At 44.7% G+C, this 19,777-nt stretch carries 13 protein-coding genes and 1 tRNA gene; 6 read left to right on the plus strand and 8 right to left on the minus strand.

What is annotated here, in order from left to right; all coding sequences use genetic code 11:
• Positions 1-6 precede the first annotated feature (6 nt).
• Both MKY63_RS09240 and MKY63_RS09245 read left to right on the plus strand, forming a co-directional pair.
• A complete protein-coding gene (locus MKY63_RS09240; RefSeq protein ID WP_076101120.1) occupies positions 7-1,317 on the plus strand; it encodes a 6-phospho-beta-glucosidase in 1,311 nt (436 codons plus the stop codon).
• 188 nt (positions 1,318-1,505) lie between these two features.
• Entirely contained in the window at positions 1,506-2,984 is a 1,479-nt protein-coding gene (locus MKY63_RS09245; protein WP_076316576.1) for an acetylhydrolase, read from the plus strand.
• Here the strand turns inward: MKY63_RS09245 and MKY63_RS09250 are convergent.
• Together MKY63_RS09250 and MKY63_RS09255 are read right to left on the minus strand one after the other, a co-directional pair.
• Positions 2,966-3,940 (minus strand): MerR family transcriptional regulator, encoded by a 975-nt coding sequence (locus tag MKY63_RS09250; protein WP_256717074.1) that lies wholly within the window; start codon positions 3,938-3,940, stop codon positions 2,966-2,968. The genes MKY63_RS09245 and MKY63_RS09250 overlap by 19 nt on opposite strands.
• 458 nt (positions 3,941-4,398) lie before the next feature.
• Positions 4,399-5,739 (minus strand): PLP-dependent aminotransferase family protein, encoded by a 1,341-nt coding sequence (locus MKY63_RS09255; protein WP_076316575.1) that lies wholly within the window; start codon positions 5,737-5,739, stop codon positions 4,399-4,401.
• A 142-nt stretch (positions 5,740-5,881) separates the two neighbouring features.
• Here MKY63_RS09255 and MKY63_RS09260 point away from each other — a divergent pair, with 142 nt between their 5' ends.
• Positions 5,882-6,805 (plus strand): DMT family transporter, encoded by a 924-nt coding sequence (locus MKY63_RS09260; RefSeq protein WP_036687214.1) that lies wholly within the window; start codon positions 5,882-5,884, stop codon positions 6,803-6,805.
• A 96-nt stretch (positions 6,806-6,901) separates the two neighbouring features.
• Here MKY63_RS09260 and MKY63_RS09265 read toward each other — a convergent pair whose 3' ends face one another.
• A complete protein-coding gene (locus tag MKY63_RS09265; RefSeq protein WP_076297228.1) occupies positions 6,902-7,549 on the minus strand; it encodes a hypothetical protein in 648 nt (215 codons plus the stop codon).
• 160 nt (positions 7,550-7,709) lie between these two features.
• On the opposite strand from MKY63_RS09265, the gene MKY63_RS09270 reads away from it, so the two are divergent.
• The 3 genes from MKY63_RS09270 (at position 7,710) to MKY63_RS09280 (ending at position 11,343) form a co-directional block, all read left to right on the plus strand.
• On the plus strand, positions 7,710-8,447 hold the full coding sequence (locus MKY63_RS09270) for a response regulator transcription factor (protein ID WP_076297227.1): 738 nt from the start codon (positions 7,710-7,712) through the stop codon (positions 8,445-8,447).
• Positions 8,425-9,777, plus strand: a complete 1,353-nt coding sequence (locus MKY63_RS09275) for a HAMP domain-containing sensor histidine kinase (RefSeq protein ID WP_038568173.1) — start codon at positions 8,425-8,427, stop codon at positions 9,775-9,777. The genes MKY63_RS09270 and MKY63_RS09275 overlap by 23 nt, the downstream gene beginning before the upstream one ends.
• 810 nt (positions 9,778-10,587) lie before the next feature.
• A complete protein-coding gene (locus tag MKY63_RS09280) occupies positions 10,588-11,343 on the plus strand; it encodes an SDR family oxidoreductase (RefSeq protein WP_076206080.1) in 756 nt (251 codons plus the stop codon).
• A gap of 99 nt (positions 11,344-11,442) precedes the next feature.
• On the opposite strand, the gene MKY63_RS09285 is transcribed toward MKY63_RS09280, so the two are convergent.
• From MKY63_RS09285 to MKY63_RS09305, 5 genes are all read right to left on the minus strand, one after another.
• Positions 11,443-15,759, minus strand: coding sequence for a glycosyl hydrolase (locus MKY63_RS09285; RefSeq protein WP_081384371.1), 4,317 nt, complete (start codon positions 15,757-15,759; stop codon positions 11,443-11,445).
• 397 nt (positions 15,760-16,156) lie between these two features.
• Entirely contained in the window at positions 16,157-16,501 is a 345-nt protein-coding gene (locus MKY63_RS09290) for a hypothetical protein (RefSeq protein ID WP_076316574.1), read from the minus strand.
• A 217-nt stretch (positions 16,502-16,718) separates the two neighbouring features.
• A complete protein-coding gene (locus tag MKY63_RS09295) occupies positions 16,719-17,819 on the minus strand; it encodes a glycerol dehydrogenase (protein ID WP_076101108.1) in 1,101 nt (366 codons plus the stop codon).
• Between the two features lie 164 nt (positions 17,820-17,983).
• Positions 17,984-19,378 (minus strand): MATE family efflux transporter, encoded by a 1,395-nt coding sequence (locus MKY63_RS09300; RefSeq protein ID WP_076135377.1) that lies wholly within the window; start codon positions 19,376-19,378, stop codon positions 17,984-17,986.
• A gap of 118 nt (positions 19,379-19,496) precedes the next feature.
• A tRNA-Leu gene (locus MKY63_RS09305) sits at positions 19,497-19,580 on the minus strand.
• Positions 19,581-19,777: the final 197 nt, after the last annotated feature.

Consider the following 19,777-nt stretch of genomic DNA (forward strand, 5'->3'; position numbering starts at 1 on the left):
TTAATCTTGGCAGCTAACCAAGGATTAAAGATTGCAGTTATCGGTGGAGGTTCTTCGTATACCCCAGAATTAGTAGAGGGATTCATTCTTCACTATAAAGAACTTCCCGTGCGCGAATTATGGCTTGTAGATATTGAGCCTGGTCTTCGCAAGCTGAATATTGTAGGTAATTTGGCAAAACGTATGGTGGAGAAATCCGGCCTTCCGATTGAGGTTCATCTGACAACAGACCGCCGTAAAGCTATCGAAGGCGCCGACTTCGTCAGCACCCAAATGCGTGTCGGCATGCTTGATGCCCGTGCCCGTGATGAGTCGATTCCGCTCAAATATGGCGTTATTGGCCAAGAAACAACAGGTCCTGGGGGAATGATGAAAGCACTGCGCACCATCCCTGTTATTCTGGATGTATGCCGTGATATCGAGGAACTGGCTCCCAACGCATGGCTGCTCAATTTCACTAACCCTGCTGGGATGGTCACCGAAGCCGTTCTGAAATATTCTAAGGTTAAAAGTATTGGCCTGTGCAACGCACCTATCGGCCTGATCAAGCAAGTCTCTGCCAAATATAATGTAGCAGCAGACCGCGTATATGCCGAATTTGTGGGCCTCAACCACTTGCACTGGATTACTCGTATCGATGTTGAAGGTGAAGACAAGCTGGATGATATGCTTGCAGATACAACCAGCTACAGCGCTAAGAACGTACCGGCAAGAGAATGGAACCCGGAATTCCTGCAATCCCTTCATGCACTGCCCTCATACTATTTAAAATATTTCTATATGACCGATGCCATGCTCGAAGAGCAGATGGAATCCCATAAACAAGGCATTAACCGTGCTGAAGTCGTCAAACGTGTAGAAGAAGAGCTCTTCGAGCTTTATGGCAATCTAGAGCTAAGCGAGAAGCCGAAGCAGCTGGAACAGCGCGGCGGTGCTTTTTACTCAGAAGCAGCTGTTAACCTCATGAGATCGCTCCATAACGGATCAAACGACATTCAGACCCTAAATGTCGCTAACCGCGGCATATTGGACTTCCTGCCAGATGACGCCAGCATTGAAGTGAACTGCGTGGTCACCAAAAACGGCCCGCTACCTCTGCCACTGACCAAAATTCCAACCATGGCTAAAGGACTCATTCATGCTGTCAAAACCTATGAACAGCTGGCGATTGACGCCGCTGTAACCGGAGACCGCGCCCTTGCCCTTCAGGCGCTCGCACATCACCCGCTTGTTCCGTCCGTGGACGTAGCGATTCGGATGCTGGACGAAATGCTGGAAGCTAATAAAGAGTTCCTGCCGAACTTTTTTGCGAATTAATTCATACCTCCTATCGAGAAATAACTAAAAGAGACCGAACCCGGTCTCTTTTTTTTCTTGTTATAAATCTTAAATAATCCTCTAAATATAGTGAAGTCACAGTGAGCATTGATTCTCCCCTAACAGGAGGTTTTATACTTGGATTCAGTACAGCAGCCAGAAAAGAAAACCAAGGAGGATTATAGATTATGAGATTACTTGAAATCACACTTGTCTTATTTAATGTATTGTTGTTGGGTTGGCTAACCTTAGGACAGCCCAAAACACAGCGCGGGTGGCTGATCGGCGGCGGGATTTCTACTGCTTTACTGCTTATCCATGCATTCGTGGAAGGGTTGCGGTGGCCGATGATTCCAGTGTATCTGATCACACTATGGGCAAACGTGGGCGGAACAAGACTTTTCTTCCGATCCGCAGCAAAGGCAGCAAGAAAACCGCAACGGCGTTGGAAAACACTAGTGCTGACTGGAGTTGGGGCGGTTTATGCTGCCGTTTCCATTGCTCTGCCCCTCCTGTTCCCTGTATTTTCTTTTGCGGAGCCCACAGGTCCTTACAAGATAGGAACCGTCACCTACCATTGGACCGATTCTGCACGGGAAGAAAAGTTCACGGAAACATCTGGTGACTCCCGCGAATTAATGGTGCAAATCTGGTATCCAGCAAGTTCAGAGGCTCCAGGGAGCCCGGCGCCATATTTATCTGATCCGACTCCGTATGTAGAAGGACTACATGAATTTTTACAATTGCCGGAGTTTTTATTCTCAGGATTAAAACTGGCCAACACCCACGCTATTGCGAATGCCGGTTTGGCAGATACGGAAACTAAATATCCGGTGCTTCTTTTCTCGCATGGATTTATGGGCTACAAGAATCAGAACACCTTTCAAGTCGAGCAATTGGTAAGCCACGGCTATATTGTCGTAGGGATTGAACATGCTTATAGCAGCGTAGCTTCGGTATTTCCAGACAAGTCTGTGGTGAAGTTTGATTCAGAAGGAAAAACAGGCTATGAGCAAATGAAGTATTCTTTTATGGATCGGCGTAATGAAATCTGGGTAGAAGATGCTAAGTATGTGCTGGATCAAATGGAGGCCTTATCTGCGGACGATCCTAGTGGTCTGTTTACAGGCCGGATCGATCTTGAACATATGGGCATGTTCGGTCATTCCTTTGGGGGAGCCACAACGGTGCAGATGCTGATAGAGGATCAAAGAATTCAAGCAGGCATTGATATGGATGGGGTGCTTTACGGTGAAAAGCGGATTCCTGCAGACGGCTTGAAGAAACCTTTTCTGCTCATGAGTGCCGATGACACCTTAAAAGGAGTAGACCAAACCAGCGATGCTGAAATCGCCGCACTAGGGACGGATAGGAAAGAGATTACAGCCTACTATAATGAGCTATTCGCACGGTATGAGCCAGTAACTGCAGGCGGGAACTATTGGCTGACCTTCAAACACAGCAAGCACATGAGCTTCTCAGATCTATATCTGCTTACCCCCTTGTTTGAATGGATAGAAGATGTAGATGTGCGCGGAACACATGAGCTGATTAATGAATATACGCTGGATTTTTTTGACCATTATTTAAAAGGACAGCCCTTGCAATATTTGAATAACAACCTGGGAGACCATCCGAAGTATACACTTCAACAAGGTGCGGAATGAGAATTCTCCTGCCCAAGCTTCCATTGTAGCCCTTCCATCAGCAAGGCGTTACCTCTCACAATAACATCCCATTTGGGATTGAGGAGCAAGCATAGTTTATTAAAGCGTTCTATCCGTTCGGTAGGAGCAGTTTGCATCAAATGAGCATATTGGCGGAAAAAGGCGGCTTTATCGCGGAACTGCTCTGGACCTGCATACATCATCACAAAATCTTCAACAATTGCCTGTACAACAGCGCTGTCTGCTGATAGTTTTTGTTGCAAGGCTGCTTCCACCCGAATTCGGATATTCTCCAGCGTCCGAATCCAAACCGCAGCGGGAACGCGGGGATGCCTAACCATATTGAAAAAAGGCAGCTCAAATCGGACAAGCTCCTCCATGTACTGTGTATCGTTCATAAGTGCTTGCAGTTCGTTCCAAGCTACGGTTTGTCCGGCTGTCACTTTGACTTCATTCATAATATATTTATTGAACAAATATAAAAAGGTATCCCGCCATTCGGACGGCAATTGACCGAGCGGCTGTATTTCTTCTATTTTACTGGAGATGAACCGGGTTCGCTTATCAGCATTCATGGACAAAGAATCAACCAGCTCATTCATGTAATCCATGGAATCACCTGTTGAGACATGCTCTTGGGCTTGGCGCAGAATCGAAATCATATTGGTCAGCGTACTGACCTGGGTCTCCAAAGCTTCAATCTGCCAGTTGAGTGCTGTAGTGAGCTGGATTTCTCCAGCGATAACTTGGCGAATCTCGTCAATGCCGAAATCCAAATAACGTAACGTTGTGATCAGCCGCAGGCGGGAAATATCTTCAGGAGTATATAAACGGTGTCCGCCTTCGCTGTGGCTGGATGGTTTCAATAGATCGATATCGTCATAATAACGAACGGTTTTAATAGTTGTGCCCAGCAGCTTAGCCACCTCGCCGATGGTTTTCGTATCTTTACGCAAGTGATCACCCTTTTTGATGGAATCATACGATGTTGGAATGGATTGTACCGAAAGGAACGACAGCTTTCAATTTGCTTGTTGCTGATACTTGCTACCCAAGCAAAGATGGATAAAGCATCTTGGTAATTTGCACTTAGCCAATTCGATATCGGACACAGCTGACCTTAAAAGCGGCTTTTTCCCACTTTTAGAGTGCTATCGGACCCCACAGCAGTTGTTAGCGTGAACACCACTCAATATGATCACTTTCTACTTGAATAGCGGCGCTGGGGTCCGAAACTCTTCTCCAAAGGCTAATAAATAGCAAATAACGTCATCTGGGTCCGCATGACTCGGCCGAAGATTGCACCAGAAAATGTGTTCGGATATTTATAGAGAAATCAGGGATTACTGACCTTTTATTATAGATGGCTCCCAGCATTTCCACCATTATTATCCACTGATTTATCGCTGCGCTCTCAGCGTATTTCTTGCATTACCTGTTCAATGCCAGAGCGAATATCCGGCTCTTTTACACTGGATACATTAAGCTTTAGAATCTTCTCTTTATTAAAAGAGGGCAAATAACCGCTGTCCGCCATTTCGATGCGAATGAACTTTTTTTGCAGACGTTTGATCATCTGTTCTGTCTTTACGCTGTCACTAAGCTTCAGATACGTATGCACGCCAAGCTGGCCGGTTGGATGGTAAGAATAATGCTGTGCTGTTGCTGTATCTAACTCTCTCATAATCGATTCATGGAGCAGCGTGGATCTTTTTTCGTAGCAGGAACGCATCTTTTTTCGGTGGCGCTCGAACATTCCGCTTTTCAGATACAACTCCAGGGCAGCCTGAGACAGCATAGAGCTATCTATATCCATCAGTCTTTTGAATCGGTTAAAAGAGTCACACAGGACCTCTGGCAGTACAGCGACACCGACACGCAGGCCCGGAAATATAATTTTGGAAAAGCTTTTCAAATAGATCACATGGGAAGCATCGTCATAAGCGTAGATCGGATCCTCTTTTGCATCCTGCTCCAAGTCCGCCATGTAGTCATCCTCAACGATGTATACATCGTATTTAGCTGCTAGCTGAGCAATCGCCTTCTTCTGGGTACGGGTATAGGAGACGCCAAGCGGATTATGAAATCGCGGGACGGTATAAAAGAACTTGAACTGGCCTGTCTTAAATAACCGCTCTAATTCATTCAAGTCAATCCCAGCATCCGAACGCTTTATCCCCTCTGTCTCAATGCCATACGTCTTCAGATATTCCATAAACAACGGGTAACCCGGCTGCTCAATCAGCACTCGCTGCCTGCCATTCGGAAAAGGAATTCGGGTCAATACGCCAAGCGCCTGCTGCACACCTGAGGTAATAAAAATCTGATCCGGATTGGCAAATACCTGATAAGAAGCCAGATGGCGCTGCATTTCACGAATAAGAGAAGGAAGCCCCTGCGGCGTTCCATAGATGAACAAGTCATTGCGGTACATATCAATCGCTTTATTAATACAATGTTGGAAATCCAGATACGGAAAAATATCCGGGTCGGGTGCAGACACCGTAAAATCGATCCAATGTGCACCTTCGTCTTTTCGCTGTCCGCTTCGTTTCATGACATAATAACCACTTTTTGAGGCGGCATAGATTAAATGTTTGTCCTGAAGATCCTGCAACGCGCGAATAACCGTACTTTTACTACATCCATAACGTAAGGACAACTCCCGGATAGACGGTAATTTATCCCCCTCACGATACGTATCCTCGGCGATTTGCAATTCCAGCTCGTTGATTAACTCCGAATACTTATACATCCCTTTCACCTTCCTCCAAGCTTATTCTGTACCGGTACAGATGAATAATAATTACATTGTAGCACAGCTACTCTAGCCTTAGAATAAAGAGCAGAACAGGACCGGTACCTAAATGCGCGCAACACTTTGGAGGTCTTTCCTAATGAATACATCTTCTACTCAAAAAGCGATAGCAGCAGCTGTCTTGAATGCTATTATTGTCGGGTTTTCCTTTATATTTGTAAAAATGGCCCTAACCGTCTCGGATCCTTTTGATACGCTAGCTCATCGCTTCACGTTATCTTTCCTTGCCGCTTCTTTATTTACTTTTCCAGGGTGGGGGCGGGTGAAGTTTGGAATATCCAAGGCCGCAGTGATCATCCCACTGGCTTTAATGTATCCAGCGTTGTATTTCACCCTTCAAGCGTATGGACTTCTGTATACAACCTCCGCTGTAGCGGGTATTATTCAGGCAACAATGCCCATCTTCACCATCCTTTTGGCGGCGATGTTCTTGAAGGAAACCACGAGCAGCTTCCAAAAGATCTCTACATTAATCTCAGTTGCAGGCATTATTCTTATCTTTGCCATTCCAGGTTTGAGTATCTCTTCTTCTAGTCTTTGGGGCGTCTTGCTCATCCTAATCTCAGCTTTATCCCTTGCCGGTTATAATGTTGCAGCTCGAAAGCTGACACGTACCTGGAGTCCCAAAGAACTTACCTATATGATTACTTTGTTCGGATTTATATTTTTTAATGGACTTTCGATCATTAAGCATGGTTCGGCAGGAACCTTGGATCAGTATTTCACACCTTTTCAAGAGCCCAAATTTATATTCTCCATGCTCTATCTCGGCGTACTCTCCTCCCTCGTGACCTCCTTCCTCTCCAACTATGCTTTATCACGGATGGAGGCTTCACGCGTGAGCATTTTCGGCAGTCTTTCAACAGTTGTCTCTATTCTTGGTGGTGTACTTCTGCTGAATGAGCAACTGGAATGGTACCATTGGACTGGTACAGTGATGATCATCGCCGGGGTGATCGGTGTGAACTGGCGGAAGCAAGTAAGGGCCAAAGGCAAAGCGTGAAGATTGATATGCATTCAAAAAAGACACCCCGCGAGGTGTCTTTTATCTTTACCCTTTTCAGTATCTCTATTCTGTATCAAGCCTCGCTAATCGCCGTTATTTGGCTGTTTCAAGCTCCTTGATCTTCTCTTTATATTGGTCCAACAGATTAGCTAAAGCTTCCTTGATCACAGTCGCATCTTTGGATTTAGCGGCACTATTCAGATCATCTTGGGCTTTGAAAAAAGCTTTATCCGCGTCGCTAAGATCTGGAATGGAAATAGCAATTGAAGTCGCGTCTACTGCTTTAATTGAGGTAGTGATATTGCTATTTACCTTCATATCATTGACTACAGGTACTACTTCAAGGTTACGACCAGCTTCGATATATCCCGCAGGTAGAGCTTCGGTGGATAGTATTTCTTTTGATAATTGAACTCCCTCCACCAGTTCCGCAGGCACAAGCTCGGCAAGTGCGGTTACACTAAATCCAGCAACCTTATAATACTGATCCAAGGTGTTCTTCCAGTCTTCTTGGGTATTAGGTGCGTAGGTCTTAGCCAACTCCAGGGGATCTACCCAATCAATAGTGGTTACTTTAGTGGCAATTGTTCCTTTAGAGGCAGCAGTAACCACGGCTGCGGCCGTTGTTTTCGTGTTTCCGTCTTGTGCTCCACTTGCTGCGTTCGTTGCAGACGGTGCAGCAACGGCGGACACTAGCAGGGTGGACAGCGCTAACTTTTTAAATAACATCTGTTGATTCATAAATACAACACTCCTCGTCGATTCGAATGATCTTACAAGACCAAGCTTACAAAATGGGTGTGGCAGAACATTGGTTAATTTGTGGAAAAACGATGGCAGCCGCCCCTACCCACCTCTGGATTGATATACTTGTAGGAGAATAATTTGGAGGTAACCCGAAATGAATAATCCATACCTCATTGCCGTAGTCGACGATGATGAACATATACGCAATCTTGTTGAAGCTTATTTACAAAAAGAAAATTACCACACCATCGGCCTTGGCAGCGCTGAGGAAGCATGGACCTTGTGGCAGACAAGCCCCCCGGATATGTGGGTACTCGACGTTATGCTCCCCGGCATGGATGGTTATGAGTTCTGTAAAAGGATTCGTAACGAAGCCGAAGTACCGATCATTATGATCTCCGCAAGAGATAATGAAGTGGATAAAATATTAGGATTGGAGCTTGGCAGTGACGATTATCTAGTCAAGCCGTTCAGTCCTCGTGAGTTAGTCGCCCGGATCAAACGGCAGCTTCAACGCTGGTACAAAATGAGTAATCAGGCCGAAAAGTTGCACAGTCAGGCCACTTCCACCCGTCTTGAAATCGACCAGCTTCTACTATTGCCGGAAGAAAGACGTGTATTCTGGTGTGGTGAAGAGGTGGACTTGACCAGCAAGGAATTCACCATGCTAAAAGTATTCGCGGATGCCCCTAACCGGGCATTTACAAGAGATGAGCTGCTGAGCTATGTGTGGGGAGACGACTATTTTGGAAGTGATCGCGCCGTGGATCATCTAATTAAACGGATGCGCAAAAAACTGGAGCATTTGCCCATTGAGGCTGTATGGGGACACGGATACCGCATGAGAACAGATGGGGGTGAGCATACGAATGAAACTAGCACATCAGATTAATTTAGCCTTTAGTATTGCATTGGTATTGCTACTATCTATTACTGCTGTCGTGATCCATTTTGTACTGCTCAACCATTTTGTCGGAACACAAAAAGAGGATTTAAGAACCATTGGTGCGGCGATGTCAGCTACATTGACTGAAGAAAGTAAATACATCGGGGAGATTGGCACTCAGCTGGAAGCTCTGCCCGTGACCATACCTTCTCTAAGCACTCCAGGCGTCGAAGCCATTCTTAGCGATGAGACAGGAAAAGTCTTGTCCACATCATCAGAGATGAGTTCAATTGCAATAAACTACGATGCCAAGAGTGTCACAGGCCAAGCCACTGAGCTCCAGAACATTTGGAATGGAACAGATACACGGTATATTACTGAAGTGAAGGCTACACCTATAGGCACGCTAACTCTACTAACCCCTATGAGCACAGTCACTGCTATTGAACAAGCTTTGCTCAGAAGACTGCTGATCGTTTTCAGTGCAGCGGGAGCATTTATGTTCCTATTTGGCCTATTTATCACCAAGAAGCTGATTCAACCTCTAATGAGGCTGCAACAAGAACTCCGCAAAGTCAAAGAACGCCGCTTCTCAGATGTTAAATTAATTAAAGCTGGTGGAGAGCTTGGATCCGTCGCTCAATCGGTATATGACATGGCAGATGAATTAAATCGTTTCAACCATGTGCAGAAACAATTTTTCCAGAATGCGTCTCATGAATTAAAAACCCCCTTAATGTCCATTTCCGGCTACGCTGAAGGGATTAAGGATGGTGTTTTTGAAGGTGAGAATGTAGTAAAAGGGCTAGACATTATCATGAGCGAAAGCAGCCGCTTGAAGAAGCTCGTGTCCGAAATGACTTTACTTGCGAAGCTGGACAGCGAGGAAGATATATTCAAGCCTACGGAAATTTGTTTAAAAGATCTACTGACAGAAACCATCGAAAGAATGAACCCTCTATTGATGAAAAAAGAATTAACCCTCCATATCTCCCACGATCATCAAGATTCTCTTACGATCCGCGCGGATAGGGATAAGCTGCTACAGGCGCTTCTTAATGTAGTATCGAATGCCACACGTTACGCTAACCAACATATCTATATCCATGTTTCGGTCAAGGAGGGCCGGTCCCTGTTATCCGTAAGTGACGATGGTCCTGGAATTTCGGACGATCTGCTCCCCTATCTCTTCCATCGGTTTGTAAAAGGAAAAGACGGAGAATCCGGACTTGGACTGGCTATTTCCCGCGCAATCATCGAGCGTTGTGGAGGTCAGATCAGCGCAGGCAACCGAAGAAATGGCGGTGCGGTAATCTCGATGGGGTTTCCTTTATAATTATTCGTAAGAGGCAAACTCAAAAGTAGTGAATTCTACTTGGGGCAGCTTCTTTTTTATGGAATGGAATTGAAAAGAAAAGTATTGGATTTTACTGTGCCATATGACACCACACGTAGTGTTCTATGATATTGGGTTGGGCGATAGGCGGTGGGGCGGTGAGCGGCGGTGAGCGTAGGCGGTGGGCGTAGGCGGTGGGCGTAGGCGGTGAGCGTAGGCGGTGAGCGTAGGCGGTGGGCGTAGGCAGTGGGCGGTGGGCGTAGGCAGTGGGCGGTGGGCGACTTGCTAGGTGTGATTTTCGTACGGCTTGCGGTAGGGTTTAAACTAATTAGGGAAAAACTCCCTGAAAATAGCCGGTATTCGCTCTAAATGAACGAAATCAGGGAATTCCTCCCTAATAATTAGGGGATTTCTTAATTAGTTACTAAATCGGCCGAAAATCAGGTAAGTTTTCCCTAATTATAAGTCTGATGAACAGAAATCTCTGAATTTCAGGGAGAAATTCCCTAATTACTCTATAAATACTTCACTTATTGCATCACTTGGTGCGACACATGAATCATCAATTGCTCATCAATTGGTGCACCGCTTAATTCAATCGCTCAACATGTACATAAGAGCTGGAATAGGCGTCATCAGCTGCTGAAACATTCATCATCCCCCTCTATATTCATCTTGGGAAATGATGCCGTTTCTACTTCATGGTAAATATAGCTACTATTTTGGGTAATATATAGTCGAAGTAACAATTACACCTTACCTCGAATAAGAGTTAGATACTACATTTTTTCACAAAAAGGAGATCACAACATGAGCAGACTTGCAGGAAAAGTAGCTATTATTACTGGTGGAGCAGGCGGTATTGGTAAAGGAATGGCCTTGGCTTTTGTTAAAGAAGGCGCTAAGGTAGCCATTATTGACCTCAATGAAGAAACCGGCAAAGAAACAATTAAAGAATTACAAGAATATCAACCTGAATCTATCTTTATTCAAGCGAACCTCAAGGAACACGATAAAATAGCTCACCTTGTTAAACAAGTAGCTGATAAATTCGGAAAAATAGATATTTTAGTAAACAATGCTCACGCATCCAGAATGAAATCTATCGAAGAAACTACACAGGCTGATTTCGATTTATCTTTTGATACAGGCTTCTATCCAACCTTCTATTTCATGCAAGCAGCACTACCCTATTTAAAAGAAGCACAAGGTAAAATTATTAACTTTGCATCGGGTGCTGGCCTCAACGGGGATACCAATCAAGGAACATATGCTGCTGCAAAAGAAGCCATCCGTGGTATTACCCGGGTAGCCGCTAATGAATTTGGTCCATTTGGTATCAACGTAAACATCATTGCTCCAATTGCTAATTCCCCTGGCATGATTGAATGGGCAGAAGCAAACCCTGAGTATTACCAAAACATGATTTCAAAAATACCTTTGAGAAGATTGGGTGAACTGGAAAGTGATATTGGTCGTGTTGCGGTATTCCTAGCGAGTGAAGATTCCGATTATATTACGGGCCAGACTATCATGGTAGATGGCGGATCCATTAAGCTTCGTTAATTTCAGGCAGATACTCGGCTTAAAATGAATTAATTTGATGCTAAATAAATAAGCCGGAAGTGAACATCGTGAAATGTTCGCTTCCGGCTTTACTACTTTCTATTTAATCGTGATTTCGTCCACATATACGGTAGCACTACCCACCGGATCGGTTGCTGTGGTCATGACTTGTACGCCAATCGCTTGGGTCAAATTACGATCTGCTACCTTGCTGATATCCAGTGTTAGTGTAGTAAATCCATTGGCATCTACTGGTCCAGCCGTAGAAGCAGTCCATGTTCCCCAGCTTGAGCCACTTTGGGTAAACAGCTGAGCCATTACACCGCTAACATCGCTTGCATCAATAGGTACAACCTTGATTTTAAGCGTAATTGTTGATGCATTCGCTAAGTTGGTAACCACCATACGACGCAGCTGGAATTGCCCTCCATTTAATGTTAAGTCCGCTTGCATCGAATGAGTTCCCTCAGCATACACAGCATTGCTCACCGATAGATTCTGGGCCAGTGCTGTATTATATTTATTATTTTCATCCACATTGATGCTGAAGCCTTGCAGTGTATTGTCCTCGAAGCCATAGACGACAGCTTCAGGTGCGGTACCATTCTTCAGGGTCCGAACATCATCCAGATACAGCGTAGAAGTTCCCGTACCGCTGAATCCCTCGAGCTTGATACCTATGGCTTTTACACTATTAAGATCAGCAATACCTGCCAAGTTGAGCGAAACCGTAGTAAATCCACTCGAATCTACTTTCACAGCTCCACTGTCAGCCCAAGCCCAGGTTGATCCCGTCTTAATATACAAACGTGCATCCGCTGTTCCGTTCGACAGTTTAATTTGTGCGCTTAATTTATCTACCGCGCTCAGATCCAGACTGCCATTTTTGCTGAGCTCAAAAGCTCCACCTGAATCGAGTGAGAACAAGGAGCTTAACGAATGAGTTCCTTCAGCAGCCTCATCAGTCGAGATCACTGCCGCGCTTGCACTGGCATTATTTTGCTCTACTGTCCAGTCCTGAGTATCTTTTTCGAAGCCATACAACAGCTTCGCCTGTTCTGGCGTGCTGCCAGGACCTTCGCCCCCGTTAGGGACGCCACCCGTTCCATCATTAAACGCTGTAATATCGTCAAAGTACAGCGTACCAGACGTACTTGCTACTGTGTCCTTTTTATTTACGTAGATAGACACTGCCCGAATGTCCTTAAGGTTCTCTTTAGTGATTACTTTACCAGCATTTCCTGTATCCCATGGCGCTGGAGCGAACTGGCTGAATGGAATTTCCACCATGCCAGGTGTCGTACCTGCCAGTGAAGGATAAGCTTCAAAAGAGATGCCGCTTGCATTGACCTGAATAACAAGCTTGTGGTCACTGCCATCAGGTGCAATCCAGAGCTTCAATTTGTTGGCGTCCGACCAGTCGGCATTATTCATGTTTTTGGTACGACCTGTATAACCTTGACCATCCACATTATAATCGAACCTCAGGCCATACTTGCCATCATTTTTATGGTCCGCATCAAGTGAGATCTTATTTAGATCACCCGCAGGACTTAATGCCGCACGAAGTAATTCATCATTCCCTTTGTAATTCTCAAAAGTATCTACAATCAATGGGTCCCCAATGCCCTGCACGTCACTTACAAAGATTTGGATCGTTTGTGAAAGTACAGAACCATCCTTTGCATAGGACTTAACAGTAAGCATCACGCCTGATTCGTCGAAGGCTACACCTGGTGTCCAATCTGCCAAGTAATAGAAACCTTCTGTGTCAGCTGCCATACTGTACTCTGTTGTGTCATCCCCAATCAGATAGGTTACTTTATCCACGTCCTGATTCAACACACGAACACGAAGGGTCGATGCTTTTGTCGTGGGCACTGTTTGGTTTGCGGTTGGTGAGGCAATGTGTAAAAAAGGTTGCTCGGTTTCTGTAGTTACCTGTTTCGAATACGCATCCGCAACAGCCACTTCATAGCTGAAGCTTGTATACGGATCCTTATAATAGTCTACGAAATCAGGGAGCAGTTCATGATCTCCTAGTCCGTTTGGAGCATTTCTATAAGGGACAAAGATAGAATCTGTATTGAAATTCGCCCAAGTCTGCATGTACGCCATCCGTTTAGCATCCGGATCAGACTGCAGCGCAGCGATTAGCTTGGTAAAGAATTTCAGGTCCTTCGTTCCAGTTGGCTTCAAACCCGAATAACCGAACTCAGTAAATGCTGCAATTTTTCCCTTATCATCCGCCAGCTTCGAAATCAGCTTAGCATCCTTCACAACTGAATCAAACCAACCCTCAGTGGTTCCGTCATAATAATTATCGAAGCCAAGGATATCAACATAGTCATCTCCCGGATACGTCTCAAGGAAGGTCGCATCTGTGCCGTTAAACGGACTTCCCGGTGAGAATGCATATAAGAAGTTATGCACATCTTTTTTGTCCCTTAAGTATTCAACGGTATAACGATAGATTTCAGCATACTGCTCCTTCGTACGGTAAGGCGCACCCCACCAGAACCAGCCACCATTTTGCTCGTGGAATGGACGGAAAATGACTGGAATAGCTTTACCATCATCATCTTTTAAGTTATTCGCAAAGTCCGCAATCATATCCAGGAATGCATTAAATTCTGCATGCTTGTCACCGCCGGGTAATATATGCGTAAGCACATTTCCTTTGGTGTCATAAAAGTCCTTTCCTGTGACGAAGTTCGGCATATGCGAGCTTAATGTAAGCACGCCGCCTTTTTCATAAGCAGACTTCATCACGCCGATTAATTTATCACGATTCTCCAGCTTGGTTGCGCCTAAATCTCCCGGTTTCTCAAAACCTTCAAGACTAAGTGTATCCCAGCCGAACAGCCCCGGAAGGTCGCCTACTGCATTCTCGACCTCAGACTGCGTTCCGTCCTTTTCAGTAATAGAAAGTCCTTCTGTAGTAGCATGCTGATGTCCAAACAAGATCTCACTGCCGCGGATATCCTGTAAGTAGGCGAATAGTGATTTAGTCTCACTACTTGCATCAACATCCGCTAAATTCTCGATACGTCCCACAGGACCCGTCGGGTCGGTCGGTGTCGGTGTTGCTGTTGCTGTTGGTGTTGCCGTTGGTGTCGGTGTTTCCGTTGCTGTTGGTGTTGCTGTCGCTGTAGGTGCCGCGGTTGGATTAGTCGGACCTGCCGGCGTTGTTGATGAGCCTGATGCCGAGGTAGGCGCTGGGGTAGCCGTTGCTACAGGACCTTGATTGCTGCCTTTGATAATGACAATTGTGCCAGGAGCAATGGGCTTACCGTTCAACGTTACTCCTGTTGCTTTAACGTCCGCTTTTGCAATGTCGCCCTGACCAGAAATGGTGGTTCCAGTCGCTTTATCAGCAACGTTTAGATTTGCAATCGATGCGCCTTCACCTAGGATCAGTCCCACAGTTCTATTTAGAATTCCCGTGGTGATCATCGTCCCAATTCCAAACTCCAGCCTTGCTAGACTATCTACCGTTAGCTGAGAGATTTGGGTTGTACCACTCGTGAGGACACGAACCTCACCCTCTTTACGATTTATATTTACTTTGCCTAATGAGCTATTCTTAATAAGAATGGAGTTTACCCCGCCACCTGCAATAAATGTGGTGCCCGTAACCTTAATGCCCTCAAGGGTCACTTCGCCGTTACCGATCCCAGCGGTTAGATACAGGTTTCCGTTTATCGTTGCATTTTTTAACACAACACCATCCTGATTAACGACTACATTTCCAGAAACTATTCCTCCTTCAAAGCTCCCAGATTGCGAGTAATAACTCTTCACTATTTTATTAATTAACGTTATAACTTCGGCACGGGTGATCCTTCCAAGCGGCTTAAAGGTTCCATCCTCATACCCTGTGATCAATCCTGAGAGCGCATCAACTGCATCCTTAGCATAAGCTTGAATCTGAGAGGAATCATTAAATCCACTCAATGATGAAGCGCTTTCAGTAGCTTGAAGAGTAAATATCCGAGCCAACATCGTCACCGCATCCTGACGCGTTATATAATCAGTAGCTTGTGCTTTATTCTCTGAGTATCCTTCATAATACCCAGCATATCGTGCCAACGAAAGCTGATCTGCATACCAATCGGTCGCTTTTACATCGGAAAAAGATTGATCTGACTTCATATAGAAACCGAATACCTTATTCAAGATCGTAGCAAACTCAGCTCTTGTAATTCCTTCATTGGGATGAAAAGAACCATCCTGATACCCGTTTAAAACGCCATTTTCTACCCACTTCGCAATATTTTGTTGTGCCCAGTGACCCTGTGTATCACCGAATCCAACAGTGGATGGTGCTGCTGCTGCAGAAATTACAGAAGGGATAGGAGACATTATCATTGCACAGGCAAGTATACTCCCCAGCCACTTTTTCGCTTTTTTCATTCCTAATTCTCCTTCGAAAATAAATGGATTTGATAATAAGAATAGCCAACCAGCTGTTATGAACCCAATAACTATCTGTCCTTATAGAAGACAATTACAGACCTACTCGCTAACTATTCACCTCCACATCTCCAACTTTGTTATTGATAACAAACGCTAACAAAAACTCCTTATTTCGTTACACATTCCGGTATATGCAAGATTATAGCGGTTACATTGGCATAAAACAATCTAAATATTGCCTTTTGTTATAATTATTTTATCTTTTACGTTAGCATATATGTTAGTTATTTCGAAAATAAATAACAAAATTCAATCTAATATAACAAAAATAGACACCCCGCAGGAGTGCCTCCCAATGATCATATAGATGAAATCCAATTCATTTATCATTTTTTTATTGGTGGCATGGAAATACAGATGTACCTTCCCGCACCTCTTTCGTCAGATCGTCCATAGTGACAAGATTACGTGTAGTTCCGAGAACGATAATGACATAATACGATTGCCCACGTGAATCCTCCAGCACTACCTGATAACCCGACCCTCCAAATAAGGGTTTGCAAACCGTTGCAACTCTCAGCGACGCACTTTCCGTGTACTCTTTGCGCACATAATCCATCCCAAGACTTCCTGCTGCCCGCTTGTTCTGACACTCCGAGCTTCCGTGAATTACTGCTATTATTACCGCTCCAATAATTATGATAATAAGGATTAGATAACCCAATTGGTTTTTTCTCATCTTTCCTTCCTCCTTATTACATAGAGTACAATTGGCACAGCGCGGGGCGATTAGCAATAATCTCGTTTCTGTAGGCACCCTATCCCGCGATTAAGTGCCGAAGCCAATAGCTATATGCAAAATTTTACCACTACAGTACTTCAAAAGCTTACCCTATATAAAAACAAAAGGCACCCCCAAGGGTGCCTTCATTATCACTGCATATTAGTTGTGCTAGTTATTTATAAGACTCTGCCAGCGAGTTCGCCACCACTATCGCATTGTACACATCTTCCGGAGTAACCGGGAACGGCATATTGCCCATTGTGTCTCCTTCTGCACAAGCAGCTTCAGCAACTTGGCGCCATTCGGATTCGATAAATTCCGTACACCCTAGATCGGCGAGGGTTAGCGGAAGATCTACATCCTTGATAAGCTTAATGACAGTTTCCAGCTCCTCATTTGAGGCATTTTCCAGTACTAGCTGGGCTAAAAGACCAAACGTAACCTTTTCACCATGCTGAGCTTTGTGTAGTGAAGGAACGGCTGTCATCCCATTATGGATAGCATGTGCGGCAGCCAGACCACCAGATTCAGCACCCACACCACTTAGATAAATTGTCGCTTCAATGGTTTCCTCCACCGCGCGTGTATAGAGCTTCTGATCAACCGCACGTTTTGCTTTTACCGCATTCTTAAGTAGAGCTTCATAACAAAGTCTTGATATACCTAGACCCGTTGTAGAAGGTTTCATGAGTACGAGATTGTCACCATTAGAGGCATAACAAGCACGGGCTTCAAAATAAGTAGCCAGTGCATCGCCAATTCCAGCTGCGAAAAAACGGGAAGGCGCTGAAGCTAAAATCGCTGTATCTGCCAAGACTACATCCGGATTACTTGGGAGAAACAAGTATTGATCAAATGAACCATCTTTATTATAAATGACAGCCAGCGCTGTACATGGTGCATCAGTAGAAGCGATCGTCGGAAAAATAACTACAGGCAGCTTCTCATAATACGCAGTAGCTTTTGCGGTGTCCAGTGTTTTACCTCCGCCGATACCAACGATGATATTCGCCCCAGCTTTACGGGCAAGTTCCCGATTACGATTAATCTCTTCCTGAGTACATTCATAATTGAATTTTTCAAAAGTAGCCTTATTCCCCGCACCTTCGATGGAACTTCCCGCCTCTTTCTTAGCACGTTCCAAAATGAACTCATCACAGATCACATAGGCATGATCGCCAAACGCCTTAATATACTCATTCAGATCTGAAAGTAAGTTATGGCCGGAGATAAATTTCTTTGGTGAAGTAACGGATCTAACGAAATGTGACATTGTGCAAGACTCCTTGTTGTGTGTTTTAGTAAGCATAAAGACGCAATTCCTACATATTATTACCCCGCTACCCAAGAAATACTCAAGCTGCATTCTCCAAAGGCACTCATCAGAGCATGCAAAAAAGACACCCCTCAGGGTGTCCTTTGATTTTTTTATATCTATTATATAACACGATGCTGAACCCATTTCTTGCCCATAAATCGCCGCAGGAAAATCAAACCTCTGATCCCCCACTCACAATTCATCGCCAGCCAAACGCCGAGTATACCAAAGTTCAGAACAATACCTAAGATGTATCCGAGCACTACACGGAACAGCCACATCGTAAGCATCGAAACCATGGAGGTAAACTTGGAATCCCCTGCTGCTCTAAGCGCCGAAGGTGTAATAAAGCTTATGGACCATAACGGAATTTGCGCAATCGTATTGATGAGCACAATCAGGAAGATATCTCCCACAATCTCAGCAGGAGGATGGAACATCGACACTAACGGATTGAAAAACGGCATAATCAGCAAACCCATCACCACCAGAGAAAGAGAAGAGGTGACAAGGAAGGATTTAATGAATTTTCGAGCATCCTTAACATTATTACTTCCCATACATTGTCCAACCACTGTAATAATCGTCAAGGACAACGCATTCCCGGGGATTTGCATAATCCCTGCAAAGGAGGAGGCAATCGCATTAGTCGCAAGTGCATACGTACCCAGACTAACGATAAAGATCTGAGTCAGAATTTTACCACCATTAAAGAACATCTGCTCCGCCGCAAACGGCATCCCGATGAACATTATTTTTTTCAGCATAGACAGCTTAACCGCTACAAGATCGCGAATACGGATATGCAGATCGTTGTCCAATCGGAATAGATAATAAAGTGCGCAAAACGCCCCCAGGTATCTAGCTATATTTATAGAAATGGTCATCCCCAGAACACCCATATGTAACAGGTTAATAAAGACGAGATTCAATAAGACATAAGTTAAATTCATAATTAGCGAAAGCACAAGCGAGGCCCTCGTTCTACCAATTCCACGAAGAGCACCACATACCGCCTCCACAACAGCTATACCAAGATAAGAGATACAGCTCCCAATCAAATATATTCGGGCGTTCTCCATAACCTCTGGTGAGGCCGCTCCAAATAGTAAATTTAACAGCGGATTGTGAAAAAGAATTCCGAACATCCCAATAGCAAATGCCATCAGCGAAACAGATGACGTAGCACCTGCCGTAGCTTTTGACACCATGAGGTCATTGCCGCTCCCTTTATACTGCGCAACAACAACCGTCCCACCTGTTGAGACGGCAATAAACACACTAATGAGAAAAATATTAAGAGAATCTATCATATTGACCGCACTGATAGCTGCCACACCAGACGAGCTTATCATAGCTGTATTCACTAGATTAAGACCCACCACAAAGGCCTGATCCACTAGGATAGGGATGAATAAAGCAATCATCTGACGATAATCTATCGATTCACCAGAGAAATACTTTTCCAGAAACCGCACACTTTGCTTCGTATTTACACCTACATTAGGCTCCATCTTTGCTTCACTTCTTTTACATAGAGTTTGTCAAATTGAATTATGCGTATAAATAGAAAAAGGCTCTTCAGGTTGAAGAGCGATTCAAAAGTATTGCCTGTTTATATGCACTTAGGTATGCGGTCGAGAGGACTCGAACCTCCACGGGGGTTAGCCCACACGGACCTGAACCGTGCGCGTCTGCCAATTCCGCCACGACCGCACAAAATATTAAAAAATACAGTGCAGAATATAAGTTAACATGATTTCACAGAAAGAGCAACAACAAATTTAACAAGTAAAAGCGCCATCGGCGTCCTTGTAAGGACAGTAAGCGTTTAAGGGAAGACTATAAGAGTATTGGTGCCACTTATACTTTCTTATATTTAAAAAAAGTGTATCGATGCCCTCACAAGGATC

The sequence above is a fragment of the Paenibacillus sp. FSL R7-0189 genome (genome assembly GCF_037969925.1).
Classification (GTDB): domain Bacteria; phylum Bacillota; class Bacilli; order Paenibacillales; family Paenibacillaceae; genus Paenibacillus_AQ; species Paenibacillus_AQ odorifer.